General features: G+C 68.9%; 21 protein-coding genes. 12 read left to right on the top strand and 9 right to left on the bottom strand.

All coding sequences use genetic code 11. The features are described from left to right. Positions 1-97: 97 nt before the first annotated feature. Positions 98-1,498: a sensor histidine kinase gene (locus G5C60_RS39255; protein WP_338146060.1), complete on the bottom strand. Its 1,401-nt coding sequence runs from the start codon at positions 1,496-1,498 to the stop codon at positions 98-100. Then, positions 1,499-2,221, bottom strand: coding sequence for a response regulator (locus tag G5C60_RS39250; protein WP_165266947.1), 723 nt, complete (start codon positions 2,219-2,221; stop codon positions 1,499-1,501). A 191-nt stretch (positions 2,222-2,412) separates the two neighbouring features. On the opposite strand from G5C60_RS39250, the gene G5C60_RS39245 reads away from it, so the two are divergent. Further along, a complete protein-coding gene (locus tag G5C60_RS39245) occupies positions 2,413-3,645 on the top strand; it encodes a glycosyltransferase family 4 protein (RefSeq protein ID WP_165266951.1) in 1,233 nt (410 codons plus the stop codon). A gap of 67 nt (positions 3,646-3,712) precedes the next feature. On the opposite strand, the gene G5C60_RS39240 is transcribed toward G5C60_RS39245, so the two are convergent. Further along, positions 3,713-4,336, bottom strand: coding sequence for a TIGR03086 family metal-binding protein (locus G5C60_RS39240; RefSeq protein ID WP_165266945.1), 624 nt, complete (start codon positions 4,334-4,336; stop codon positions 3,713-3,715). Positions 4,337-4,401: 65 nt separating this feature from the next. Here G5C60_RS39240 and G5C60_RS39235 point away from each other — a divergent pair, with 65 nt between their 5' ends. Together G5C60_RS39235 and G5C60_RS39230 are read left to right on the top strand one after the other, a co-directional pair. Next, positions 4,402-5,253, top strand: a complete 852-nt coding sequence (locus G5C60_RS39235; RefSeq protein ID WP_165266943.1) for a helix-turn-helix domain-containing protein — start codon at positions 4,402-4,404, stop codon at positions 5,251-5,253. 106 nt (positions 5,254-5,359) lie between these two features. Beyond that, positions 5,360-6,787: an MFS transporter gene (locus G5C60_RS39230; protein ID WP_165266941.1), complete on the top strand. Its 1,428-nt coding sequence runs from the start codon at positions 5,360-5,362 to the stop codon at positions 6,785-6,787. Positions 6,788-6,858: 71 nt separating this feature from the next. Here G5C60_RS39230 and G5C60_RS39225 read toward each other — a convergent pair whose 3' ends face one another. Further along, positions 6,859-7,716, bottom strand: coding sequence for an alcohol dehydrogenase catalytic domain-containing protein (locus tag G5C60_RS39225; RefSeq protein ID WP_338146059.1), 858 nt, complete (start codon positions 7,714-7,716; stop codon positions 6,859-6,861). Between the two features lie 62 nt (positions 7,717-7,778). Here G5C60_RS39225 and G5C60_RS39220 point away from each other — a divergent pair, with 62 nt between their 5' ends. Next, positions 7,779-8,180, top strand: coding sequence for a winged helix-turn-helix transcriptional regulator (locus G5C60_RS39220; RefSeq protein WP_165266937.1), 402 nt, complete (start codon positions 7,779-7,781; stop codon positions 8,178-8,180). Positions 8,181-8,316: 136 nt separating this feature from the next. On the opposite strand, the gene G5C60_RS39215 is transcribed toward G5C60_RS39220, so the two are convergent. Then, complete coding sequence (locus G5C60_RS39215; protein WP_165266935.1) at positions 8,317-8,817, bottom strand: MarR family winged helix-turn-helix transcriptional regulator; 501 nt, start codon at positions 8,815-8,817, stop codon at positions 8,317-8,319. Between the two features lie 112 nt (positions 8,818-8,929). Between G5C60_RS39215 and G5C60_RS39210 the strand changes: the two genes are divergently transcribed. The 4 genes from G5C60_RS39210 to G5C60_RS39195 all read left to right on the top strand — a co-directional run bounded on the left by G5C60_RS39210 (position 8,930) and on the right by G5C60_RS39195 (position 10,790). Continuing rightward, complete coding sequence (locus G5C60_RS39210; protein WP_165266933.1) at positions 8,930-9,268, top strand: YnfA family protein; 339 nt, start codon at positions 8,930-8,932, stop codon at positions 9,266-9,268. A gap of 61 nt (positions 9,269-9,329) precedes the next feature. Continuing rightward, positions 9,330-9,695: a cupin domain-containing protein gene (locus G5C60_RS39205; protein ID WP_165266931.1), complete on the top strand. Its 366-nt coding sequence runs from the start codon at positions 9,330-9,332 to the stop codon at positions 9,693-9,695. A gap of 175 nt (positions 9,696-9,870) precedes the next feature. After that, positions 9,871-10,641, top strand: coding sequence for an SDR family NAD(P)-dependent oxidoreductase (locus tag G5C60_RS39200; protein WP_165266929.1), 771 nt, complete (start codon positions 9,871-9,873; stop codon positions 10,639-10,641). Further along, entirely contained in the window at positions 10,641-10,790 is a 150-nt protein-coding gene (locus G5C60_RS39195) for a hypothetical protein (protein WP_165266927.1), read from the top strand. Before G5C60_RS39200 ends, G5C60_RS39195 begins: the two co-directional genes overlap by 1 nt. Positions 10,791-10,833: 43 nt before the next feature. Here the strand turns inward: G5C60_RS39195 and G5C60_RS39190 are convergent, their stop codons facing one another. Further along, the gene (locus G5C60_RS39190) at positions 10,834-11,529 is read right to left on the bottom strand and encodes a TetR/AcrR family transcriptional regulator (RefSeq protein ID WP_338146058.1); all 696 of its coding nucleotides are present in this window, start codon (positions 11,527-11,529) and stop codon (positions 10,834-10,836) included. 171 nt (positions 11,530-11,700) lie between these two features. Between G5C60_RS39190 and G5C60_RS39185 the strand changes: the two genes are divergently transcribed. After that, positions 11,701-13,329, top strand: a complete 1,629-nt coding sequence (locus G5C60_RS39185; protein WP_165266923.1) for an ABC-F family ATP-binding cassette domain-containing protein — start codon at positions 11,701-11,703, stop codon at positions 13,327-13,329. 39 nt (positions 13,330-13,368) lie between these two features. Here the strand turns inward: G5C60_RS39185 and G5C60_RS39180 are convergent, their stop codons facing one another. Continuing rightward, positions 13,369-14,292 carry a virginiamycin B lyase family protein gene (locus G5C60_RS39180; RefSeq protein WP_165266921.1) on the bottom strand — a complete coding sequence of 308 codons (924 nt, stop codon included), beginning with the start codon at positions 14,290-14,292 and terminating at the stop codon, positions 13,369-13,371. A 589-nt stretch (positions 14,293-14,881) separates the two neighbouring features. On the opposite strand from G5C60_RS39180, the gene G5C60_RS39175 reads away from it, so the two are divergent. Next, positions 14,882-15,724 (top strand): hypothetical protein, encoded by an 843-nt coding sequence (locus G5C60_RS39175; RefSeq protein WP_165266919.1) that lies wholly within the window; start codon positions 14,882-14,884, stop codon positions 15,722-15,724. 587 nt (positions 15,725-16,311) lie between these two features. Here the strand turns inward: G5C60_RS39175 and G5C60_RS39170 are convergent. Beyond that, positions 16,312-16,524 (bottom strand): hypothetical protein, encoded by a 213-nt coding sequence (locus G5C60_RS39170; protein ID WP_165266917.1) that lies wholly within the window; start codon positions 16,522-16,524, stop codon positions 16,312-16,314. A gap of 283 nt (positions 16,525-16,807) precedes the next feature. Here G5C60_RS39170 and G5C60_RS39165 point away from each other — a divergent pair, with 283 nt between their 5' ends. Continuing rightward, entirely contained in the window at positions 16,808-17,674 is an 867-nt protein-coding gene (locus G5C60_RS39165; RefSeq protein WP_420907453.1) for an LAGLIDADG family homing endonuclease, read from the top strand. A 51-nt stretch (positions 17,675-17,725) separates the two neighbouring features. On the opposite strand, the gene G5C60_RS39160 is transcribed toward G5C60_RS39165, so the two are convergent. Beyond that, entirely contained in the window at positions 17,726-18,919 is a 1,194-nt protein-coding gene (locus G5C60_RS39160) for an RtcB family protein (protein WP_165266915.1), read from the bottom strand. A gap of 174 nt (positions 18,920-19,093) precedes the next feature. Between G5C60_RS39160 and G5C60_RS52645 the strand changes: the two genes are divergently transcribed. After that, the coding region (locus G5C60_RS52645; protein WP_338146057.1) for a DUF3558 domain-containing protein at positions 19,094-19,767 on the top strand (674 nt) is incomplete at its 3' end.

Below are 19,767 nucleotides of genomic sequence, written 5' to 3'. Positions count from 1 at the left end.
TAGGTGGTGGCTTGGGGCGTTGCGGTTCCAGGGGCGCCCCTTCAGGGGCGCGGGGAACTGCGCGACCAGCCACGACGGCGCTGCAGCCGACATACGGTCAACCACCCACCGTGAACCCGATCACCGCGCCCCCACCCCCCCTGCGGTGAGCGAACGGCGCACCCCCGTGCATCGCCGCCACCTCCCTCACGATGGAGAGGCCGAGACCGGAACCCGGCAGGCTGCGGGCCGCCGGGGTGCGATAGAAGCGGTCGAACACCCGGGGCAGGTCCTCGTCCGCGATGCCGGGACCACGGTCCAGGACCTCGACGCGGACGAGGCCGCCGCCCCCCGTCACCGCGATCTCGATCGACGAAACCCCGTCCCGGTCGAACTTCGCCGCGTTCTCCACCAGGTTGGACACCGCCCGCTGCAACGCCGCCGGACGGGCGTCCACCGTCGTCTCCCCGGCCGCACGGACGGTGATCTCCCGCCCCGTACGCCGTCGCGCCGCCACCGCCACGTCCTCCGCGACGTCGGCGACAGCCACCCGCTGGAGCGGCTCGGTGGCGGACTGGCCGGCCGCGAGGTCGACCAACTCGTTGACGAGGTCGGTCAGTTCGCGGGACTCATGGGCCAGGTCCGCGACCAGTTCCTCACGGGCCGCGGGCGGGAGTTCGTCGATGCGGCGGAGCATCGAGATGTTCGTGCGGAGGGACGTCAGGGGCGTACGGAGTTCATGGCCCGCGTCCTGGACGAGGCGGCGCTGGTCGTCCTCGGACTGGGCGAGGCGGCCGAGCATGCGGTCGAAGGAGCGGCCGAGCCGGGCGACCTCGTCGCGCCCCGTGACCGGTACCTGGGTGGCGAGGCGACCCGTGCGTGCCACATCCTCGGCGGCGCCCGCGAGGCGGACAAGCCGCGAGGTGATCCGGCGGGCCAGCCACCAGCCGGAGAGGCCCGCGGCGACGACGACCGCGGCCACCAACAGCACGGTCCGCCGCTGGAGTTGACGCAGCAGGTCCTCCGTACCGCTGAGCTCCTGCGCGACCTGCACGGCACCCCGCCGGCCGCCGAGCGCGACGGTCGCCACCCGGTACACCTCGTCGCCGACCTCGACGTCGCGGTGCTCCACCAGCCACCCGGCGATCTTCGCCGACGCGGCCCGACGGTCGTCGGTGCCGGCCGGCAGCGCTGGGCTGCCCCCGTCGACGACCCTCCCGTCGTGCCCCAGTACCTGCACGACCGTGCCCCTCGGCCGGATCAGGTCGGCGCGCGGCCCGTCGGTGCCGGAGGCGGCGAAGTCCTCCGGTGTCAGGGCGCTTTGGCGCACCTGGTTGCGCAGATCCTGGACCACGTCCTCGAACACCGTCTGCTGGTCCACGCGGACGAGCCGGGCGGCGGCGTCGTACGAGAGAAATCCCACGAGTACGGTCACGACGGCGGCGACGGCCGCGAAGGACACCGTGAACGTGGTCCGCAGCGAGGACAGCCGTGGTCTGGCGAACAGTCGCCGGCGCACTCAGTCCTCCCTCAGTACGTACCCCACGCCCCGCACCGTGTGGATCAGGGCGGGCGCGCCCGGCTCGTCGAGCTTGCGTCGCAGGTAACCGACGTACACGGCGAGGTTCTTGGAGCCGGGGCCGAAGTCGTAGCCCCAGATGCGGTCGTAGATCGTGGCGTGGTCGAGGACGATGCCGGCGTTGCGGGCGAGGAGTTCCAGCAGATCGAACTCGGTGCGGGTGAGCTCGATCTCGCGCGCCCCGCGCCACACGCGGCGGGCCGGCGAGTCGATGCGCAGTCCGGCGACGGTGACCTGAGCCTCGGGCATGCGTCGTTGATCCCTGGGTACACCGGCGAGGGCCTCCGTAGCGGGGGCGTCCGTACGCCGCAGCAGTGCACGCAGCCTGGCGAACACCTCTTCGACGTCGAAGGGCTTGACCACGTAGTCGTCGGCTCCGGCGTCCAGACCCGCGATGCGGTCCGCGGTCTCGACGCGCGCGGTGAGCATCAGGATCGGCGTACGGTCGCCCTCGGCACGCAGGACGCGACACACTTGGAGGCCGTCGATGCCCGGCATCATCACGTCGAGTACGAGCACGTCGGGCGGCTCGCGATGGACCTGCGCGAGCGCCTCGATACCGTCCGCGACGGCCGCGACCTCGTACCCTTCAAGGGTCAGGGCGCGTTCCAGGGCGTGGCGAATGGCGCGGTCGTCCTCGGCGAGCAGCACATTGTGGGGCACGCCACCAGTCTGCCAAGGCCCGGGATACGTAGTACCTGATGAGCAGGGGTACGACCGGGTCTCTTACCCGGTTCTCACCCCGCTGGGACCGGTGGCTTACCTCGCCCGGCCACTGTCTCCCGGGGACCAGGGCGGAGAGCCGCGACGGGGAAGGCACGCACCGCATGAAGCGTAGGAAGGCCGCCAAGCGCATGAGGATCGTGTTCCTGCTGCACAACGCTTACGCCATCGGGGGCACCGTCCGCACCACACTCAACCTGGCGTCGGCACTCGCCGACCAGCACAACGTCAAGATCGTGTCGATGTCGCGCCACCGGGACGTGCCGCGCTTCGACATCGATCCGAGGATCACGCTCGTACCGCTGGTCGACACACGGGAGGGCAGCGCGGATCTCGCGGATCTCGCGCACGCCGAGCCGGCGACCGACTACCCGTCCTCCGACAAGCGGTACAAGCAGTACAACCGGCTGACCGATGTACGGGTACGCGACTACCTGGCGGACTGCGACGCGGATGTGGTGATCGGCACCCGCCCCGGCATCAACGTCTACGTCTCCCTTTTCGCCCCGCGCCGTGCCCTGCGCATCGGTCAGGAGCATCTGCGGCACGACGCGCACGGCAAGCGGCTGCGGGCCGTACTGGCCGAGAACTACCCGGCGTTGGACGCGCTCGTGACGACGACGGAGGCGGACGCGAAGGTGTACCGGAAGCGGATGCCGCTGCCGGGCGTACGGGTCACCGCGGTGCCGAACATCGTGCCGGCGCCGCGGGACGTGGCCCCTTCCACCGGGGACGCGAAGGTGATCGCGGCGGCGGGTCGCCTCGTCCCCGGCAAGCGTTTCGACCTGCTGATCGAGGCGTTCTCGGCGGTCGCCGCGAAGGAGCCGGAGTGGCGTCTGCGGATCTATGGCGGCGGCTCCGAACGGGAACGCCTCCAGTCCCTGATCGACGGTCTGGGGCTGACCGGCCACGCCCGCCTCATGGGCCCCCGTACGCCCATCGAGGCCGAGTTCGCCAAGTCCTCGCTCGTGGTCAGCGCCTCGGACGCGGAGTCCTTCGGGATGACGCTGGTCGAGGCGATGCGCTGCGGCGTTCCGGTCATCAGCACGGACTGCCCCCTCGGCCCCGCCGAGATCATCACGGACGGCGTCAACGGCCGCCTGGTTCCGGTGGGCGACGCCCGCGCCCTCGCGGAGGCGATGCTCGACCTGATCGCGGACGATTCCGCCCGGCGGGAGATGGGGCGGGCCGCGCTGGCGAGCGCCCACCGCTACGACGCCGAGCCGATCGTGGGGCGCTACGAGGACCTGTTCAGGGAACTCCGGGCCACGCGGCGGCAGGCTCGGATCGAGGAATGGCGGCGGAGGGCTCGGCGGCTGGTTCCCGGGCGGAAGTGGCGGCGGTCGGAGCTGGCGAAGACGTGAGCCCGCGGGAGGGTCGGCGCGGGCCTGGGCCGCAGGACTTCAGCTGTACGGGCCGCTGTACTGGACTTCAGCTGTGCGGGCCGCTGTACGGGTCGCGTCCCGTCTCCGCCAGCAGCCGCTCGAACGGCGAGGCGTTCTCCGGGACCGGTACCGGGTCCGCGAACATCCCCATCGCGCGTGCCGTCGGCGCCATCTCCCCCACCGTCGCGGCGAGTTGGTCGAGCACCCTGACGGCTTCGCCGTCCGTCCGGTACTCCTGGCCCGTGGCCCGCGCCAGGTCCCACACGTGCACGGTCAGGTCGAGCAGCACCAACGACCCGACGGTCCGCGCGGGCATGTTCATCGCGCCGGTCGTGCCCTCCTCGGCCCCCGGTGCGGACCAGGCCGCCACGAGCCGGTCCACTTCGTCCGCGAACCGCTCCCTCCAGCCCGGCTCCGCACCGACGTGGTCCGGGGTCACGGTGAAGTCCGAGTCCTTCTTGGCGGCCAGCTTCTGGAACTGGACGACCACGTGGAACAGGTGGTTGACCAGGGCCTTCACGTCGTAGTCGCTGCACGGTGTGGGGTCGGCCAGCCGCTCGTCGGGCAGCGCCCGTATCACCGGCACGGCCCGCTCGCCCGCCACCGCCAGAAGATCTCCGATGGCGTACGTCTGCTGATCCTGCCGGTTCACGTCCTGGTTCGTGTCCATGCGACGACCGTACGGACACCCTGCCGTACTCCTCTTGAAAAAACGCGACGGCATACGATCCGGACATGGCCGCACCCCGCCGTGACACCCAGGGCATCCGTGACATCCAAGGGATCCGCGACACCCGGGGCATCGTGGATCCTTCCGGGCTCCTGACCCGCGTACGGTTCCGTCGCCACGAGCCCGCCGAACCGCTGCGCCGCCACGTCGAGACGTACTGGTTCATCGACTGGGACCTGCCCGAGCCCTACGCCTCCCATGTCGTCCCGCACCCGTCCGTCAACGTCAGCTTCCAGTGGGACGAGGACGAGGGGCCGCCCTACGGCGAGGTGCACGGCGTCGCGCTCGGGCTGTTCACCAGGAAGCTGACCGGGCGGGGACGGGTGTGCGGGGCGAAGTTCTGGCCCGGCGGCTTCCGGCCGTTGGTGCCGGACGTGCCGGTGTCGCGGTGGACGGGCCGCGTACTGCCCGTCCAGGACGTGTTCGCGCAGGCCACGCCCGACACCGCGCGCACGGTCGTGAGCCCCGCCGACGACCGCGACCGGATCGCCGCGCTCGACGCCTTCCTGCTCTCCCTCGCCCCGGCCCCCGACCCGCAGGCCGACCTCGCCGCCGACCTCGTCGCCCGCATCCGCGCCCACCGCACCGTGCGCCGCGTCGGCGACTTCGCCCGCGCGGAGGGCATCTCGGTACGGGCACTGCAACGGCTCTTCGCGGCGTACGTCGGCGTCAGCCCGAAGTGGATCATCCTGCGCTACCGGATCCACGAAGCCCTGGAGCTCGCCGGCACCCAGCGGGACGTCGACTGGGCCGCCCTCGCCGCCGACCTCGGCTACGCCGACCAGGCCCACCTCGTACGCGACTTCACGGCGACGGTGGGGGTACCCCCGGCGGCGTACGCGCAAGGAATGCAGTAAAAGCCCATACCCATAACCTCCTAAGCTCCCGCAAAACCCCCGTACAAATTTCCGGGATCCAAAACTCGCTTGACCATCGGCCGACCCACCCCACACATTTATCTGCGTGACACAGATACTGCACGACGCAAAGACACCCTCACATCCATCCCCCCGCACCCGCTGGGCGATCCTGGCCGTCATCCTCACCGCCGACGTCCTCGACCTCGTCGACGCCACGATCACCAACCTCGCCGCCCCGACCATCACCGAGGATCTCGGCGGCGGCGAGGGCCTCATCCAGTGGCTCGGCGCCTCCTACGCGCTCGCCCTCGGCGTGCTGCTCGTCCTCGGCGGACGGCTCGGCGACAAGTACGGGCGCCGTCGGCTGTTCCTCCTCGGGCTCGCCGGGTTCACCGTGGCCTCGCTCGGCTGCGGGCTGGCCGTGAACCCCGAGTCGCTGGTCGTCGCCCGGCTCGCGCAGGGCGCGTTCGGCGCGCTCGTCATTCCGCAGGGCTTCGGGATCCTCGGCGCGGTGTGGCCGCGGGAGGAGATCGGCAAGGCGTTCAGCCTGTTCGGACCCGTGATGGGGCTCAGCGCGGTCGGCGGGCCGATCCTCGCCGGGTTCCTCGTCGACGCCGATCTCGGCGGACTCGGCTGGCGCCCCCTGTTCCTGATCAACCTGGTCCTCGGCGGCGCGGCCCTGCTCGCCGCCGCCCGGCTGATCCCCCGCGACACCGGCGACCGCACCGTCACGGTCGACGGCCACGGCTCCGCTTATCTCGGCGGCGCGACGCTCGGCCTGCTCGGCGGACTCATCGACGGCTCCACGAACGGCTGGACCCGCGCGACGCCCATCCTCCTGACCGGCATCGGCCTGGCCTTCTTCGCCCTGTTCTGCCACCGCCAGCGCACCGCCGAGAACCCTCTCGTCCAGCCGTCCCTGCTGCGCAACCGCGGCTTCACCTCGGGTCTCGTCCTCGGCATCGTGTTCTTCGCCGCCGTCGCGGGCCTGCTCTACGTCATCTCCCTCTTCCTCCAGCAGGGCCTGAACCGCTCCCCCGCCGACACCGCCCTCGGCCTGATCCCGCTCTCCGCGGGCATCGTCATCGCGTCCATCGCCTGCTACGGACTGATCGGCAGACTGGGGCGCCGACTCGTCCTCGTCGGACTGCTGATCACCCTCGCCGGGACCGGCGGCCTGCTCGCAGTCGTCATGAACTCCGGTACGGACACCGGCAGTTGGACCCTTGTCGCGCCTCTCCTCGTCATCGGACTCGGCATGGGCACCTGCTTCGGCACGGTCTACGACGTCACGATCGGCGACATCGCCCCGGACGAGGCGGGCAGCGCCAGCGGTTCGCTCAGCGCGGTGCAGCAGCTCGCGAACGCGCTCGGCGCGGCGGCCGTGACCACCGTGTATTTCAAGACGGCCGACGGCGGTGAGGCCCACGCGATGACCGTGAGCCTCACCGTGGTCGGCGCCGTCGCCCTCCTGTGCTGCGGCCTCGTACGACTGCTGCCGCGCAAGGCACAAGAGGGGCACAGCCATTAGAGGGCCGTCAGGTGGCGCGGGCAGAGGGCGATCAGGCGGCACGGGCAAAGGGCCATCCGGTGGCACGGGCGTCAGGGAACGAGCACGACACGTCCCCGCACGCCGCCCTCCGCCAGCCGGGCGTGCGCCTTGGCCACGTCTCCCAAGGCGTACGTCTCGGCCACGTCTCCCAAGGCGTACGTCTCGGCCACCCGCGCCGTCAGCACCCCCTCGTCCAGGAGCGCCACCAGCTCCGTGAGGCGCGCGCCGTCGGCGGTCACCGACACCGAGCCGGTCCGCACGCCGCGCACGGAGGCCGGGTGGGCGTTCGGGATGACCCCGACGTACGCGCCACCGTCGCGCACCCGCTCCAGGGCGGCCTCGCCGAGGATCGCGGCGTCGAGCACGGCGTCCACGCTGCCCGGCTCGACGGCGCCCGACGTCGTGAAGTGGGCCGCCCCCAGGGAACGTACGAACTCCTCGTCGCCCTCGCGGGCCAGAGCGGTCACGGATATCCCGCGGTGGGCGGCGAGCTGGACGGCGTAACCGCCGACCGCGCCCGCCGCGCCCGTCACCAGGAGGCTCTGGCCCTTCTGGATGTCCAGCAGGTCCAGGGCCTGGGCGGCGGCGAGGGCGTTGAGCGGAAGCGTGGCGGCGTGCACGGCGTCGACCGTGGTGGGCGTCTTGGCCACCGCGTCGGCGTCCACGATCACGTAATCGGCGTGTGTACCAAGGGACTTGCCCATGGCGACGAGGAGCGCGACCACCTCGTCACCCACGGCCCAGCTCGTCGCCGTCCCGACCGCGTCGACCGTCCCGGCCACGTCCCAGCCCAGACCGAGCCGCTTGCCCACGCCGCCGAAGCTGCCCGCGCGCACCTCCGCGTCGACGGGGTTGAGCGTGGCGGCCGCCACCTTGATCCGCACCTGACCGGCGGCCGGCTCCGGCACGTTAAGTAAGTAGGCACCTGGAGGTGCGTACGTCACCGAGAAGTACGTGGAGGCGACGAGCCATGGCGACCACGACGGCGGCACAGCGGCGTGAGCAGGCACGGATCGAGTACGACGCGTTCCTCAAGAGCTGCCCGACCAACCAGCTGCTCGCCCGCATCAGCGACAAGTGGGCCAGCCTCGTCGTCGCCGCGCTCTCCTCCGGGCCCATGCGCTACAGCGACCTCGGCCGCAAGATCGCGGGTGTCAGCCCCAAGATGCTGACGCAGACGCTGCGTTCACTGGAACGGGACGGGATCGTGGGGCGGACCGTCACACCGTCCGTGCCCGTACGCGTGGACTACGAGCTGACCCCCCTCGGCATGAACCTCAGCCGCCTCCTCGTGGCGGTGAAGGACTGGGCGGAGACGCATATAGAGGAGGTCATCGAGGCGCGGGAACAGTACGACGAGGAGGCTTCCTGAGCGGCCTTGGTGAAGTCCGGTGCGATACCGCGCGCCCCGTAAGGGGCGCGGGGAACTGCGCGACCAGCCCCCACCGGCCCGCACCCGCGGCGGAGCCGCATGTCGATGCAGCATCACCGTTCCTCCAGCGGAGCGCTCACGCCTCCGGCAGGTCGAGCTCCCCGTCCCGCAGGCGGGCGATCTGTGTCGCCGTGAACTCCACCGTCCGCCTCATATGACCGATGAGCAGGGCGAGTTCGTCGTCCTCCAGTTCCTCGAAGAGGGCGTACCAGCCGCCGCTCAGCCGCCCCCACATCCGGCTGAACTCCTCGGCCTTCTCGGGCACGGTCGCCACGAGCACGCGCCGCCGGTCGGCGGCATCCCGCTCCCGTACGACGTACCCCGCCCTCTCCAGCCGGTCCACGAGCCGCGTCGCCGACCCGGTCGTCAGCCCGGTCAGCTCGGCGATCCGCCCCGTCGTGACCGGCCCGCGCTCCAGGCTGAGCAGGTTCAGGCACTGCAGGTCCGTGGGGTGCAGCCGCAGATGGTCGGCGACGGCCTGGTTGAAGAGGGCGTACGAGGCCATGTAACGGCGCGACTCGGTGGACAGCTCGGAGAGCAGACCGCTGCGCCGCGCACCGGTCGCTTCGCTGGACATGGCGGCCCTCTTCTCTGCTGCTGCGCTCGGTCACCTGCGTCGAGCAGAAAGCGTACGACGCAGCAGTACCCGACCTTGAAGACCGACGCGTCCCTCATGCCAAGCTGCACGCATGCTCGTCGCCCGCTCCGCCGCCCTGTTCGTCCTCGCCGCACTCTTCGAGATCGGCGGCGCATGGCTGGTCTGGCAGGGCGTACGCGAACACCGCGGCTGGCTGTGGATCGGCGCCGGGGTCATGGCCCTAGGCGCGTACGGTTTCGTCGCCACGCTCCAGCCCGACGCGAACTTCGGCCGCATCCTCGCCGCGTACGGCGGAGTCTTCGTCGCAGGCTCCCTCGCCTGGGGCATGGTCGCGGACGGCTTCCGGCCCGACCGCTGGGACGTGACCGGCGCCCTGATCTGCCTCGCCGGAATGGCCGTGATCATGTACGCGCCCCGGGGAGGCAGCTGAGGCCGAAGAGGGCCAGGCTGGAAGGACGAGCTCCTGAAGACCTGAAGAAGGGCGAGGAACCATGACGGCGACGACACAGAACGAGACGCCCGTCGCGTTCGAAGGCGGCGGTACGGAGCTGCGCATGCGGGAGATCGGCGGCGACATGTCCGTCGCGTTCGTGCGGTTCCCGCAGGGCACGGACATGGCACCGGTACTCAAAGGCCAACCGGACGACCTGTGCCAGTGCCCCCACTGGGGATATCTGCTCAAGGGCCGCCTGAAGATGCGTACGAAGTCCGGGGACGAGATCTACGAAGCCGGCCAGGCCTTCTACTGGGCACCCGGGCACGCCCCGGAGGCCCTCGAGGACTGCGAGTACATCGACTTCTCGCCGACGAAGGAGTTCAACGAGGTCATCGACCACGTCAAAGCACAGATGGCATAGACAGATGACATAGCAGGTCCAAGTCCGGTCGTCCCGGTCGTCCGGTCATAGGCACATGGCACAGATGGCACAGCGGCTGGCATGAGGGTGCGGCCACCGGCCTATCCTGGCGGGGATTCGAACGCCGGCTCGCGCGAGAGAGCGCGAACCCGTACGCCCGCCCGAGGAGCAGCCCATGACCGCCCCCGCAGCCAATTCCCGTATCGCTGTCGTCACCGGCGCGAGCAGTGGCATCGGGGCCGCGACGGCGCGACAGCTGGCGGAGGCGGGCTACCGGGTGGTGCTCACGGCCCGCCGCAAGGACCGTATCGAGGCGCTGGCGGAGGAGCTCAGCGCGGCGGGCCACCAGGCGACGGCGTACGCGCTCGACGTCACGGACCGCGCGGCGGTGGACGAGTTCGCGACGGCGTTCCGCACGATCGGCGTGCTGGTCAACAACGCGGGCGGGGCGCTCGGTGCCGACCCGGTCGCGACGGGCGACCCGGCGGACTGGCGCCAGATGTACGAGACGAACGTCATCGGCACGCTCAACGTCACCCAGGCCCTGCTCCCCGCTCTGACGGCGAGCGGCGACGGCACGGTGGTCGTCCTGTCCTCCACCGCGGGCCATGCCACGTACGAGGGCGGCGCCGGCTATGTCGCCGCCAAGCACGGCGCCCACGTCCTCGCCGAGACCCTCCGCCTGGAGATCGTCGGCACCCCGGTCCGCGTCATCGAGATCGCGCCCGGCATGGTCAGGACGGACGAGTTCGCCCTCACCCGCTTCGACGGCGACGCCGAGAAGGCGGCGAAGGTCTACGAGGGCGTGGCTGAGCCTCTGACGGCCGACGACGTGGCCGACACGATCACCTGGGCGGTCACCCGCCCCTCCCACGTCAACATCGACCTCATGATCGTCCGCCCCCGCGCCCAGGCCTCCAACACGAAGGTCCACAGGGAGTTGTGATGCCCGACTCCCAGGACACGCCTGAAAAACGCCGCCTGGCCCAGGAGAAGAAAAACGAACGCTACGTCTGGTGGTACCTGGCGTACTTCCTCTTCGGCATCCACATCGTGGCGTTCGTCATGATCTACGCGGTGACACACGCGAAGTAGGCGGGAGTGCACGTGACGGGAGTGCACGTGAAATGACGGCCCGTCAGGACTCCCGCGAAGCGGCGCCGGCCTGGATGCCGTCGAGGAGGTAGCCGAGGCCGAGGGTGAAGTTCCTGTCCCAGTCGTTGCCGACGAAGGGGCCGTGGGCGGCGAGAGTGGGATAGCGGTCGCGGTTGGCCTGGAGGTGCTCCTGGGCCACTTGCCGGGCGGACCGTTCGTCACCGGTCTCCCAGGTGGCCTGCATCAGGGCCGAGCCGATGACGTAGTTCGACAGCCCGTACGCCGCGGCGGTCAGGTGGGGATCGGTGAACCCGGCCCGTAGCAGCGTGGCGTGCAGGAACTCGCTGCGGGCCAGCACGTTGGGGCCGAGCATGGGGCGGCCGAGCAGCGTCACCGACCAGGGATGGTTCAGGAGCACCGTCCGCCACGCGCCGACCAGGGCCGAGATGTCCGCGCGCCAGTCCTGGTCGGACGCCTGCTGGTCGGACGCCTGGTGATCGGATGCCTGCGGAAGGGCGACTTCGGCGAAGATCGCGTCGAGGGCGAGGTCGAGGACATCGTCCTTGGTCTTCACATGCCAGTAGAGCGTGGTGGAGCCCGTGCCGAGACGCTCAGCGAGCCGCCGCATCGTGAGTCGGCCCGCGCCTTCCTCGTCCAGCAGCGTCACGGCCTCTTCGACGATCCGGTCCCTGCTGAGCGGGGGTGCTTCGCGGTCGGCCCGCGTGGGCCGGAGCCACACGTTTCCGGCTGTTCCTGGTCCTGCTCCTGGTCCTGGTCCTGTCTGGCTGGTGTCCACGACAACGAAGCCTAGTATGTTGATCCTGTACAGGATCATTGGTCCAGTCACTGGATCAGTGGTCCAGTGAACGGCACAACGATCTGGTCAGGGACCGGGGAGGTCACGACGGGGATGGGACACGTGGAAGTGGACCAGCTGACCTATGTGCTGCCGGACGGACGGCTGTTGCTGCACGAGGCGTCGTTCCGGATCGGCGACGGAGTCAAAGCCGGGCTAGTGGGGCCGAACGGCGCCGGGAAAACCACCTTGCTGCGCCTGATCGCAGGAGATCTGCGGCCGGACGACGGCCGCGTCGTCCAGTCCGGCGGACTGGGAGTGATGCGGCAGTTCGTCGGCAGTGTCCGCGACGGCCGGACCCTGCACGACCTGCTGCTGTCCGTGGCACCCGGCCGGGTCCGGGAGGCCGCGGCGACCCTGGCACAGACGGAGTCCGCGATGGCGGCACACGACGACGAGAAGACGCAGGTGGCCTACGCACAGGCACTCTCCGACTTCACGGACGCCGGCGGTTACGACATGGAGGTGGTCTGGGACACCTGCACCACCGCCGCTCTGGGCCTGCCCTACGACACCGCCCGCGACCGCCCGGTGAACACCTTGTCCGGCGGCGAGCAGAAACGGCTCGTCCTCGAAGCCCTGCTCCGCGGCCCCGACCAGGTCCTGCTGCTGGACGAACCCGACAACTACCTGGACGTACCCGGAAAGCAGTGGCTGGAGGAGCAGCTCCGGGCCACGGCCAAGACCGTGCTGCTGGTATCACACGACCGGCAGTTGCTGGCCAACGCAGCCGACCGCATCGTGACGGTGGAGTCGCGTGGCGTCTGGGTGCACGGCGGGGGCTTCGCCACCTACGCCCAGGGACGCCAGAACCGCATCGAGCGGCTCGCGGAGCGGCGCCGCCGCTGGGACGAGGAGCACGCCAAACTCAAGCGCCTGGTGCACACCCTTCGGCAGACCGCGGCGAACAACGACTCGGTGGCCTCCGCCTATCGCGCCGCCCGCACCCGGCTGACCAGGTTCGAAGAGGCGGGCCCGCCGGAGCGCCCGCCGAAGCGGCAGAACGTACGGATGCGACTGCGCGGCGGCCGCACCGGCAAACGCGCGGTCGTCTGCGAAAGCCTGGAACTCACCGGGCTGATGCGGCCGTTCGACACCGAGATCCGGTACGGCGAACGGGTCGGCGTCCTCGGCTCGAACGGCTCGGGCAAGTCGCATTTCCTGCGGCTGCTGGCCGAGGCCGGGGATGACGACGCGACGCCCTCCGTGCGCCACGAGGGCTCGGTGCAGCTGGGCGCACGCGTGGTCCCCGGCCACTTCGTGCAGACCCACACCCGTCCCGAACTGCACGGCCGCACCCCGGCCGAACTGGTGATGAGCGGACATGCCCTGCCCCTGAACGACGCCATGGCCGCGCTCGCCCGCTACGAACTCGCCCCGGCGGCCCAGCAGCGGTTCGAGACCCTGTCCGGCGGCCAGCAGGCACGACTGCAGATCCTGCTGCTGGAACTGTCCGGAGCGACCCTGCTCCTCCTCGACGAGCCGACCGACAACCTCGACCTGGCCAGCGCCGATGCTCTTCAGCAGGGCCTGGATTCCTTCTCCGGCACCGTCCTTGCCGTCACCCACGACCGCTGGTTCGCCACCGACTTCGACCGCTACCTCGTCTTCGGCGCCGACGGCACCGTCTACGAAAGCCCCCACCCCGTCTGGCACGAGGGCCGCGTCGACCGTCCGCGCTGAGGGGGTGCCGACGACGAGACCGAGCGGTGTCGAGCGACGCTAGATGCCCACTCGCGCGACTGCTCCCGTCTCAAGGGCCGCCCAGAGAGCGCCGTCGGGTCCCATCGTGATGCCGTGCGGTTCGGACGACGGGGACGGCAGGTCGTACTCGGTGATCTCGGCGCTCTCGGTGCTCCCTGTGTTCTCGCCGGTCGTGGTGATGTGACCGATGCGGTTGGCTCCCCATTCGGTGAACCAGCAGTTCCCGGCGGAGGCCGCGACGATGGCGTGGGGCTTGGCCGTGCGGTCGGGCAGCGGGAACTCGTCGATCCTGCCGTCGTCCACCGAGAGCCTGCCGATCCGGCCCGCCGCGATCTCGACGAACCACAGGGCATCGCCGTCACAGGTGATGCCAACCGGCCCGGCTCCGGCGGTGGGCAGCGGGTGGACGGCGACGTCACCGTCGACGTTGATGCGGCCGATCGCGTTCGCCTGGTTGAGGGTGAACCACAGGGCTCCGTCAGGACCTTCGGTGATCGCCGAGGGGAAGGCGCCCTCAGTGGGCAGGGGGTACTCCGTGATCTCACCGTCGAGGCCGATGCGGCCGATACGGTCGGTGTTCATCTGCGTGAACCACAGCGAGTCCTGTGGGCCGGCGGTGATGCCGAAGGGTCCACTGTCGGGCGTCGGCACCCGAAAGGCCTGCGTCTCGCCGTCGACCGTGATGCGGCCGATCCGGTGATCCTGGGACCGGGTGAACCACAACGCCCCGTCGGGCCCGGAGGTGATGATCGTCGGCCGACAGGTCGGCGCGTCCAGGGAGTACTCCTTGAGCTCGCCGTCGACAGTAAGACGCGCGATCTGACCACTGTGGACGAAGGTGAGCCACAGGGCGCCATCAGGGCCGACCGTGACACCGTAAGGACCGGCCCGCTCCCCCGCCACGGGGATCTCCCGGATCGACGGGGCCTCAAATTGCTGCACTGCAACTCCTTTCACCGAGGAGATGTCGATCGGCCTGCGACCGGGGATGGCGCACAACGAGCCGCCCGCAGCCCTCCGTCAGCACCACTTCTCCTGGGCCTCCTTCTCCTGGACCTTCCGGTAGTCGATCACGAAGGTCCCCTACTCCCGCAGGAGTTCACCAACTTCGGCCGACATCAGAAACTCATGGTCGGCCAGCCGCCAGGGTCATTGCGTGATCACTATCTGCCCGGGTTCAGCGGGTATGGCCGAAACTTCACAGGGGTCGGCGGTAGTCGCTGATCGGAGCACCGTCACCACCCAAGCCAGGCATCCCCGATCGGGTGAATGCTCTCCTGCCGCCTGTGGGGCTGGGTGCGGGGTGTCACGCTGCGTCCGTGAACGGGTCACAGATATCGGGCATGTCGTGTCTTCGGTGAGGCGTCCCAGAACCAGATCACCCAGACGGCCTCAGCTTGTACGAGTGGAGGTTGAGGTCCGGGAGCGGGACAGCACGACCACGGAGCCGCCAAGCCAGGCGGGGGCCGACGCCGGGACCGGAGTGCGGGCGAGGTGGGGTGCGGTCACGCGCAGGGCAAAGCTGTGGCTGGTGACCGTCGTGGGGGCCGGTTTGGCAGCGTCGTTCCAGCAGCAGATCGTCGAGCTATCGTCCCATGGCGCCCATTTCGTAGGAGCGTTGTTTCACGACGACGACTCCGGCGCAGCGTCCGGCCCGGACTTTGCGGTATCCGTGGAGGCGGTCCGTTTCGACGAGGACGGGTTTTGGGCGGCGACGAGCGGTGACTTCCAGCCCAGCCCATCCCAGTCCCGCTTCCTGGCGCAGCCGATGTCCCCGGCCTCGAAGAAGTTCGATGACTTCTTTCAGTCCGCCGGGGCGGTCAACATCGGGAAGCAGACCATTCGTCTCACTCTGACCGGCCGGCGTGACCAGCAGGTGAATGTCCTCGATATTCGCCCGGTCATCGTCCGCCGCGCAAGCCCGTTGGCCGGCACGCTCTTCGCCCTGGGGAGCCAGGCGGGATCGCCCACGTTCAAGGTCATGTATGACCTGGACCGGCCCAACCCGGTAGCCCACAAGGCGGTGCTCGACGCCCATGACAAGGAACGCGACCCTGAGTGGAAGCCCGGACCGCCGTTCTTCGAAGGCACCACCATCAAGCTCCACCGTGACGAGCAGAACGTGGTGGTGCTCCGGGCTACAACGGAGCGCTTCCATGTGGCGTTCCGGCTCGACGTGACGTACATGCTCGGCGACCACAGGAAGCACACGGTGATCGACGACCATGGCCGGCCTTTCCAGGTCACCGGCGTCAGCCGCGGCCCGGACGGCCGGGAGCACTACGGGCGGGTCTTCAGCGTGCAGAGCGACTACTCGATGTGCCAGATCATGGGACCGGGTACCGACCCAGCGCGACAATGTGAAGAGGGCTGAGCGTGCACCGCGCGACTCGCCCCGTCTGGCTGATCGCCCTGTGCCCCGCCGTGATGCTGCTGCCAGGCTGCGGAGATGGGGGGAGCACGCCGCAGCCCGACCATGACCTGAAGCAGACGGCCCCGCCTTGCCCTGGGGTCAACGTATCCGGCCCCGGCGATCCGGCAGGGTCCGACCGGGTCGCGAAGTCCTATCGCGCCCTGGCTGAGCCGGTCTACAGGGCGGCATGCGTCGGCGACGACCGCCGCCTGGCCCATCTGATCGACACCGGCTCCGACGGGGCACAGCGCTTTGAGACCAACGCATGCCAGGGCTGCGACGGAGGCGAGATGGTGGCCATGTGGAGGGACGAATACCGTCTCGACCTGACCGAGCTCGCGCGACTCCTCGAAACGCCCCCACGCTGGTCGCAGGGAGGACCCACATACATCCGGGGGAATCGCCTAGCTTCCCTCAACCGAGGCTGGATCGGAGTCCCTGCGTTCTGGAGCTCCTTCTACCCCGACTGCCAGGCGGACCAGAATTGCCAGTTGGCCGCCGAGATCGCCAGCAGTCCCTGACCCAGTTGTCCCGGCTGGCCTTGTTGGTCATCCGGTGAGGCCGAGGACTGACCGGGGGCGGCGATAGTCGCGGGCGGTGTGGCAGAGGGCGACGGCAATGTCGGTGCGGCCGTCCTGTCGGTGGGTGCCGATGGCGAGATTGCGCAGGCTGACCATGGTGGGGGGCAGATGCGCGGTGCGGACCTTGGAATCGTCCTCGCAAGGTGCGGTCTCGGAGCTGACGTCGCGTCGCCAGCGCACCACTTGGAGGGCCTGCCGGGCGTCGGGGTAGTCGAGATGGGCGAAGACGGCCGTCTTGAGGCGGCGGATCTCGTGGCGGTGGTGGACGCGAGTGCGGTCGTAATCGCCGCTGCCGTGGATTGGAGAAGTGCCTCACCTAACCCACAAGGGTGAACCGGATGGATCACCCATACGGGACATGAACTCCCGATCTAGGCTCGCGCCACAACATCAAAACGACGGCCCTCGGCCGGGACCGGCATCCCAACCGAGGGCCTGACCATCAAGGAAGTAGGCCTTCCCTGTGGCTGAACGCGAGCCTAACGCGCACCAATTCACGCTGGACGACGCCCTCGGCGTCGACACGACGGGGTTCATGGACCTTGAAGACCCCAACTACGCCTACATGTTCGGCTTCTTGCAGGGCGACGGTCATCTGTACCAAGGCGCTGGACAAAAAGGCCGCTTGTCCGTCGAACTCAACATCAGGGACGTCGACCTTCTGTACAGGTTCAAGCGCCTGACGCCCTACAACAGCAGCGTCACCGAACGCGTCCGATCCACGAACTTCGCGGAAGACCACCATTCGGCGACGTGGACGCTGTGCGCCCTGGAAGCAAGAAGCAAGCTCAACCAACTCGGCCTGCCCTACGGCTGCAAGTCAAAGAAGATCACCCCGCCCCGCGTCGAGTTCTCACGCCGGGACTATCTCCGAGGCGTCATCGATGCCGACGGTTCGGTGGGCTACACGAGCCATGGCTTCCCTTTCATCTCCCTAACGACAGCGAGCACAGCCCTCGGCGCCTACCTGTGCTTCTACGCACGGAAGATCACGGGAGTCGAGCGATCGATCAAACGCAACGCCCGTGACGGGATCTACAACATCCTTTACACGAAGGAGGCGGCGCAGGAGTTGAGCACACACCTCTACTACGCGGACTGCCTTTCGCTGGAGCGCAAACAGACCGTCGCCAAGTCTCTAGGAACGTGGGTCCGTCCAGCAGGGATGGAAGTCAGGCCCCCGCGCATTCGCTGGACTCGTGACGACGACAGGATCCTGCTCAATGCCCCGACTCTGGCGAAAGCCGCCGCCGATTTGAACCGCTCCCAAAGCGCGTGCCAAGTCCGCAGCTGGAAGCTGACGCAGGGACTGGTGCCGCTACCGGACTGAACAACTCGCGTGGGAGGGTGCGGTGTTGGACCGCACCCGCCCACGCAGTAACTACCCCTTGACACAAACGAACTGCTTCAGCTTCGCCACAACCTCGACAAGGTCACGCTGCTGCTCCATCACCTGGTCGATGTTCTTGTACGCCCCCGGAATCTCATCCAGGACGCCGGAGTCCTTACGGCACTCGACACCCAGCGTCTGCTCTTCCAGGTCCCGCGTGGTGAAGCGCCGCTTCGCGGCGTTGCGGCTCATACGCCGACCCGCCCCGTGCGAGGCCGAGTTGAAGGCCTTCTCGTTTCCGAGCCCCTTCACGATGTACGAGCTGGTGCCCATCGAGCCCGGGATGATTCCGAACTCACCGGAGCCCGCGCGGATCGCGCCCTTGCGGGTGACCAGCAGGTCCATGCCGTCGTATTGCTCGGCCGAAACGTAGTTGTGATGGCAGGAGATCTCCTGCTCGAAGGTCGGCTTCGCCTTCTTGAACTCCCTGCGGATCACGTCCTTGAGGAGTCCCATCATGATTGCGCGGTTGTACTTGGCGTACTCCTGAGCCCAGTACAGATCATTTCGGTAAGCCGCCATTTGCGGAGTATCCGAGACGAACACCGCCAGATCACGGTCAATCAGGCCTTGGTTGTGCGGAAGCTTCTGAGCAACTCCGATGTGGTGCTCGGCCAGCTCCTTTCCGATGTTCCGGGACCCGGAGTGCAACATGAGCCATACAGAACCGACCGAATCAGTGCATAGTTCAATCATATGATTGCCACTTCCGAGCGTTCCCATCTGTTTCATGGCACGTTCGTGACGGAATTTGACAGCATCGGCGACCCCATCGAACCGGCCCCAGAAGTCATCCCACCCCGCAGTAGCGAACCCGTGCAGCCGCCCCGGGTCAACCGGATCGTCATGCATCCCCCGCCCCACCGGAATAGCCTGCTCAACCTTCGACCTCAGCCGCGACAGATCCCCCGGCAGATCATTCGCCGTCAGAGACGTCTTCACCGCCGACATCCCGCACCCGATGTCGACACCAACAGCCGCAGGACACACAGCCCCGCGCATCGCGATGACCGACCCAACCGTCGCGCCCTTCCCGAAGTGCACGTCCGGCATCACGGCCAGTCCCTTGATCCACGGCAGCGTGGAGACGTTCCTGAGCTGCTGCATCGCAACGTCCTCGACCGAACCCGGGTCCGTCCACATGCGGATCGGGACCCTCGCCCCCGGTACCTCTACATACGACATAACGTCCTCATTCCCCCGTAAAACAAACAAAGTTCGGGCAGCGCAAATACCGGTGGCAAGGTCTACGAAAGGGATGACCGACCGGCGTCCACGGCCGTGCGTGCGATAGACATTGTGGTCATCGGCCGCCTTCGGGCGGCAAGCGAATAAGCAGGCAGAGCGAGAGGAGCCCCCGTGCAGCGGAAGGCGTACGTATCCGGCGTCGCCGCGCTCCTCGCGGCGACGGTGACGCTGGCCGGCTGCACCGGTTCGGACGGCGGTGACGAGCCGACGGACTCGAAGCAGGGCGGCTCCGGTACGACGGCCGCCTCGGCGCAGCCCGGCCGGTACCGCACGCTCCCGGAGCCGTGTGCCGCCGTCGACCAGGGCACGCTCGACTCGCTGTTGCCGGGGATCAAGCAGGTCACGGACCAGGAGCAGCGGGAGAAGGCGTACGCGGGGACGGCGACGCTGACGTACGACACGGACCGGAAGGTCGGCTGTCGCTGGAAGGCGGAGGCGACGAGTGCGACGGATCACCTGTGGGTCGACTTCGAGCGTGTGGTCTCGTACGACAACGCCGTGAGCGACGAGAGCCGCGCGTCGCAGCTCTACGTGACGAAGGAGGTGGCGGCGGATCTGCCCGAGCCTTCACCGTCGCCGACGGACGAGCCATCGGAAGAGGGAACGGCAGAAGGAGCGGGAGAGGGAACGGATGAGCCGGAGGGTCAGGGCGAGTCCGGTTCGCCCCAGAGCCAGACCCCGACCCCTGACCCGACCCAGACCCCGGCCTCCGATGAGTCCAGCTCTCCCACCGACGACGACAGCGCGGCATCGGACCTCACCTCCACGCCCAGCTCCACCCCCGC

It is taken from the genome of Streptomyces scabichelini (genome assembly GCF_011045015.1).
Lineage (GTDB): Bacteria > Actinomycetota > Actinomycetes > Streptomycetales > Streptomycetaceae > Streptomyces > Streptomyces scabichelini.
The sequence above is the reverse complement of the archived record's forward strand: the minus strand, read 5'-3'. Positions and strand labels throughout refer to the sequence as shown.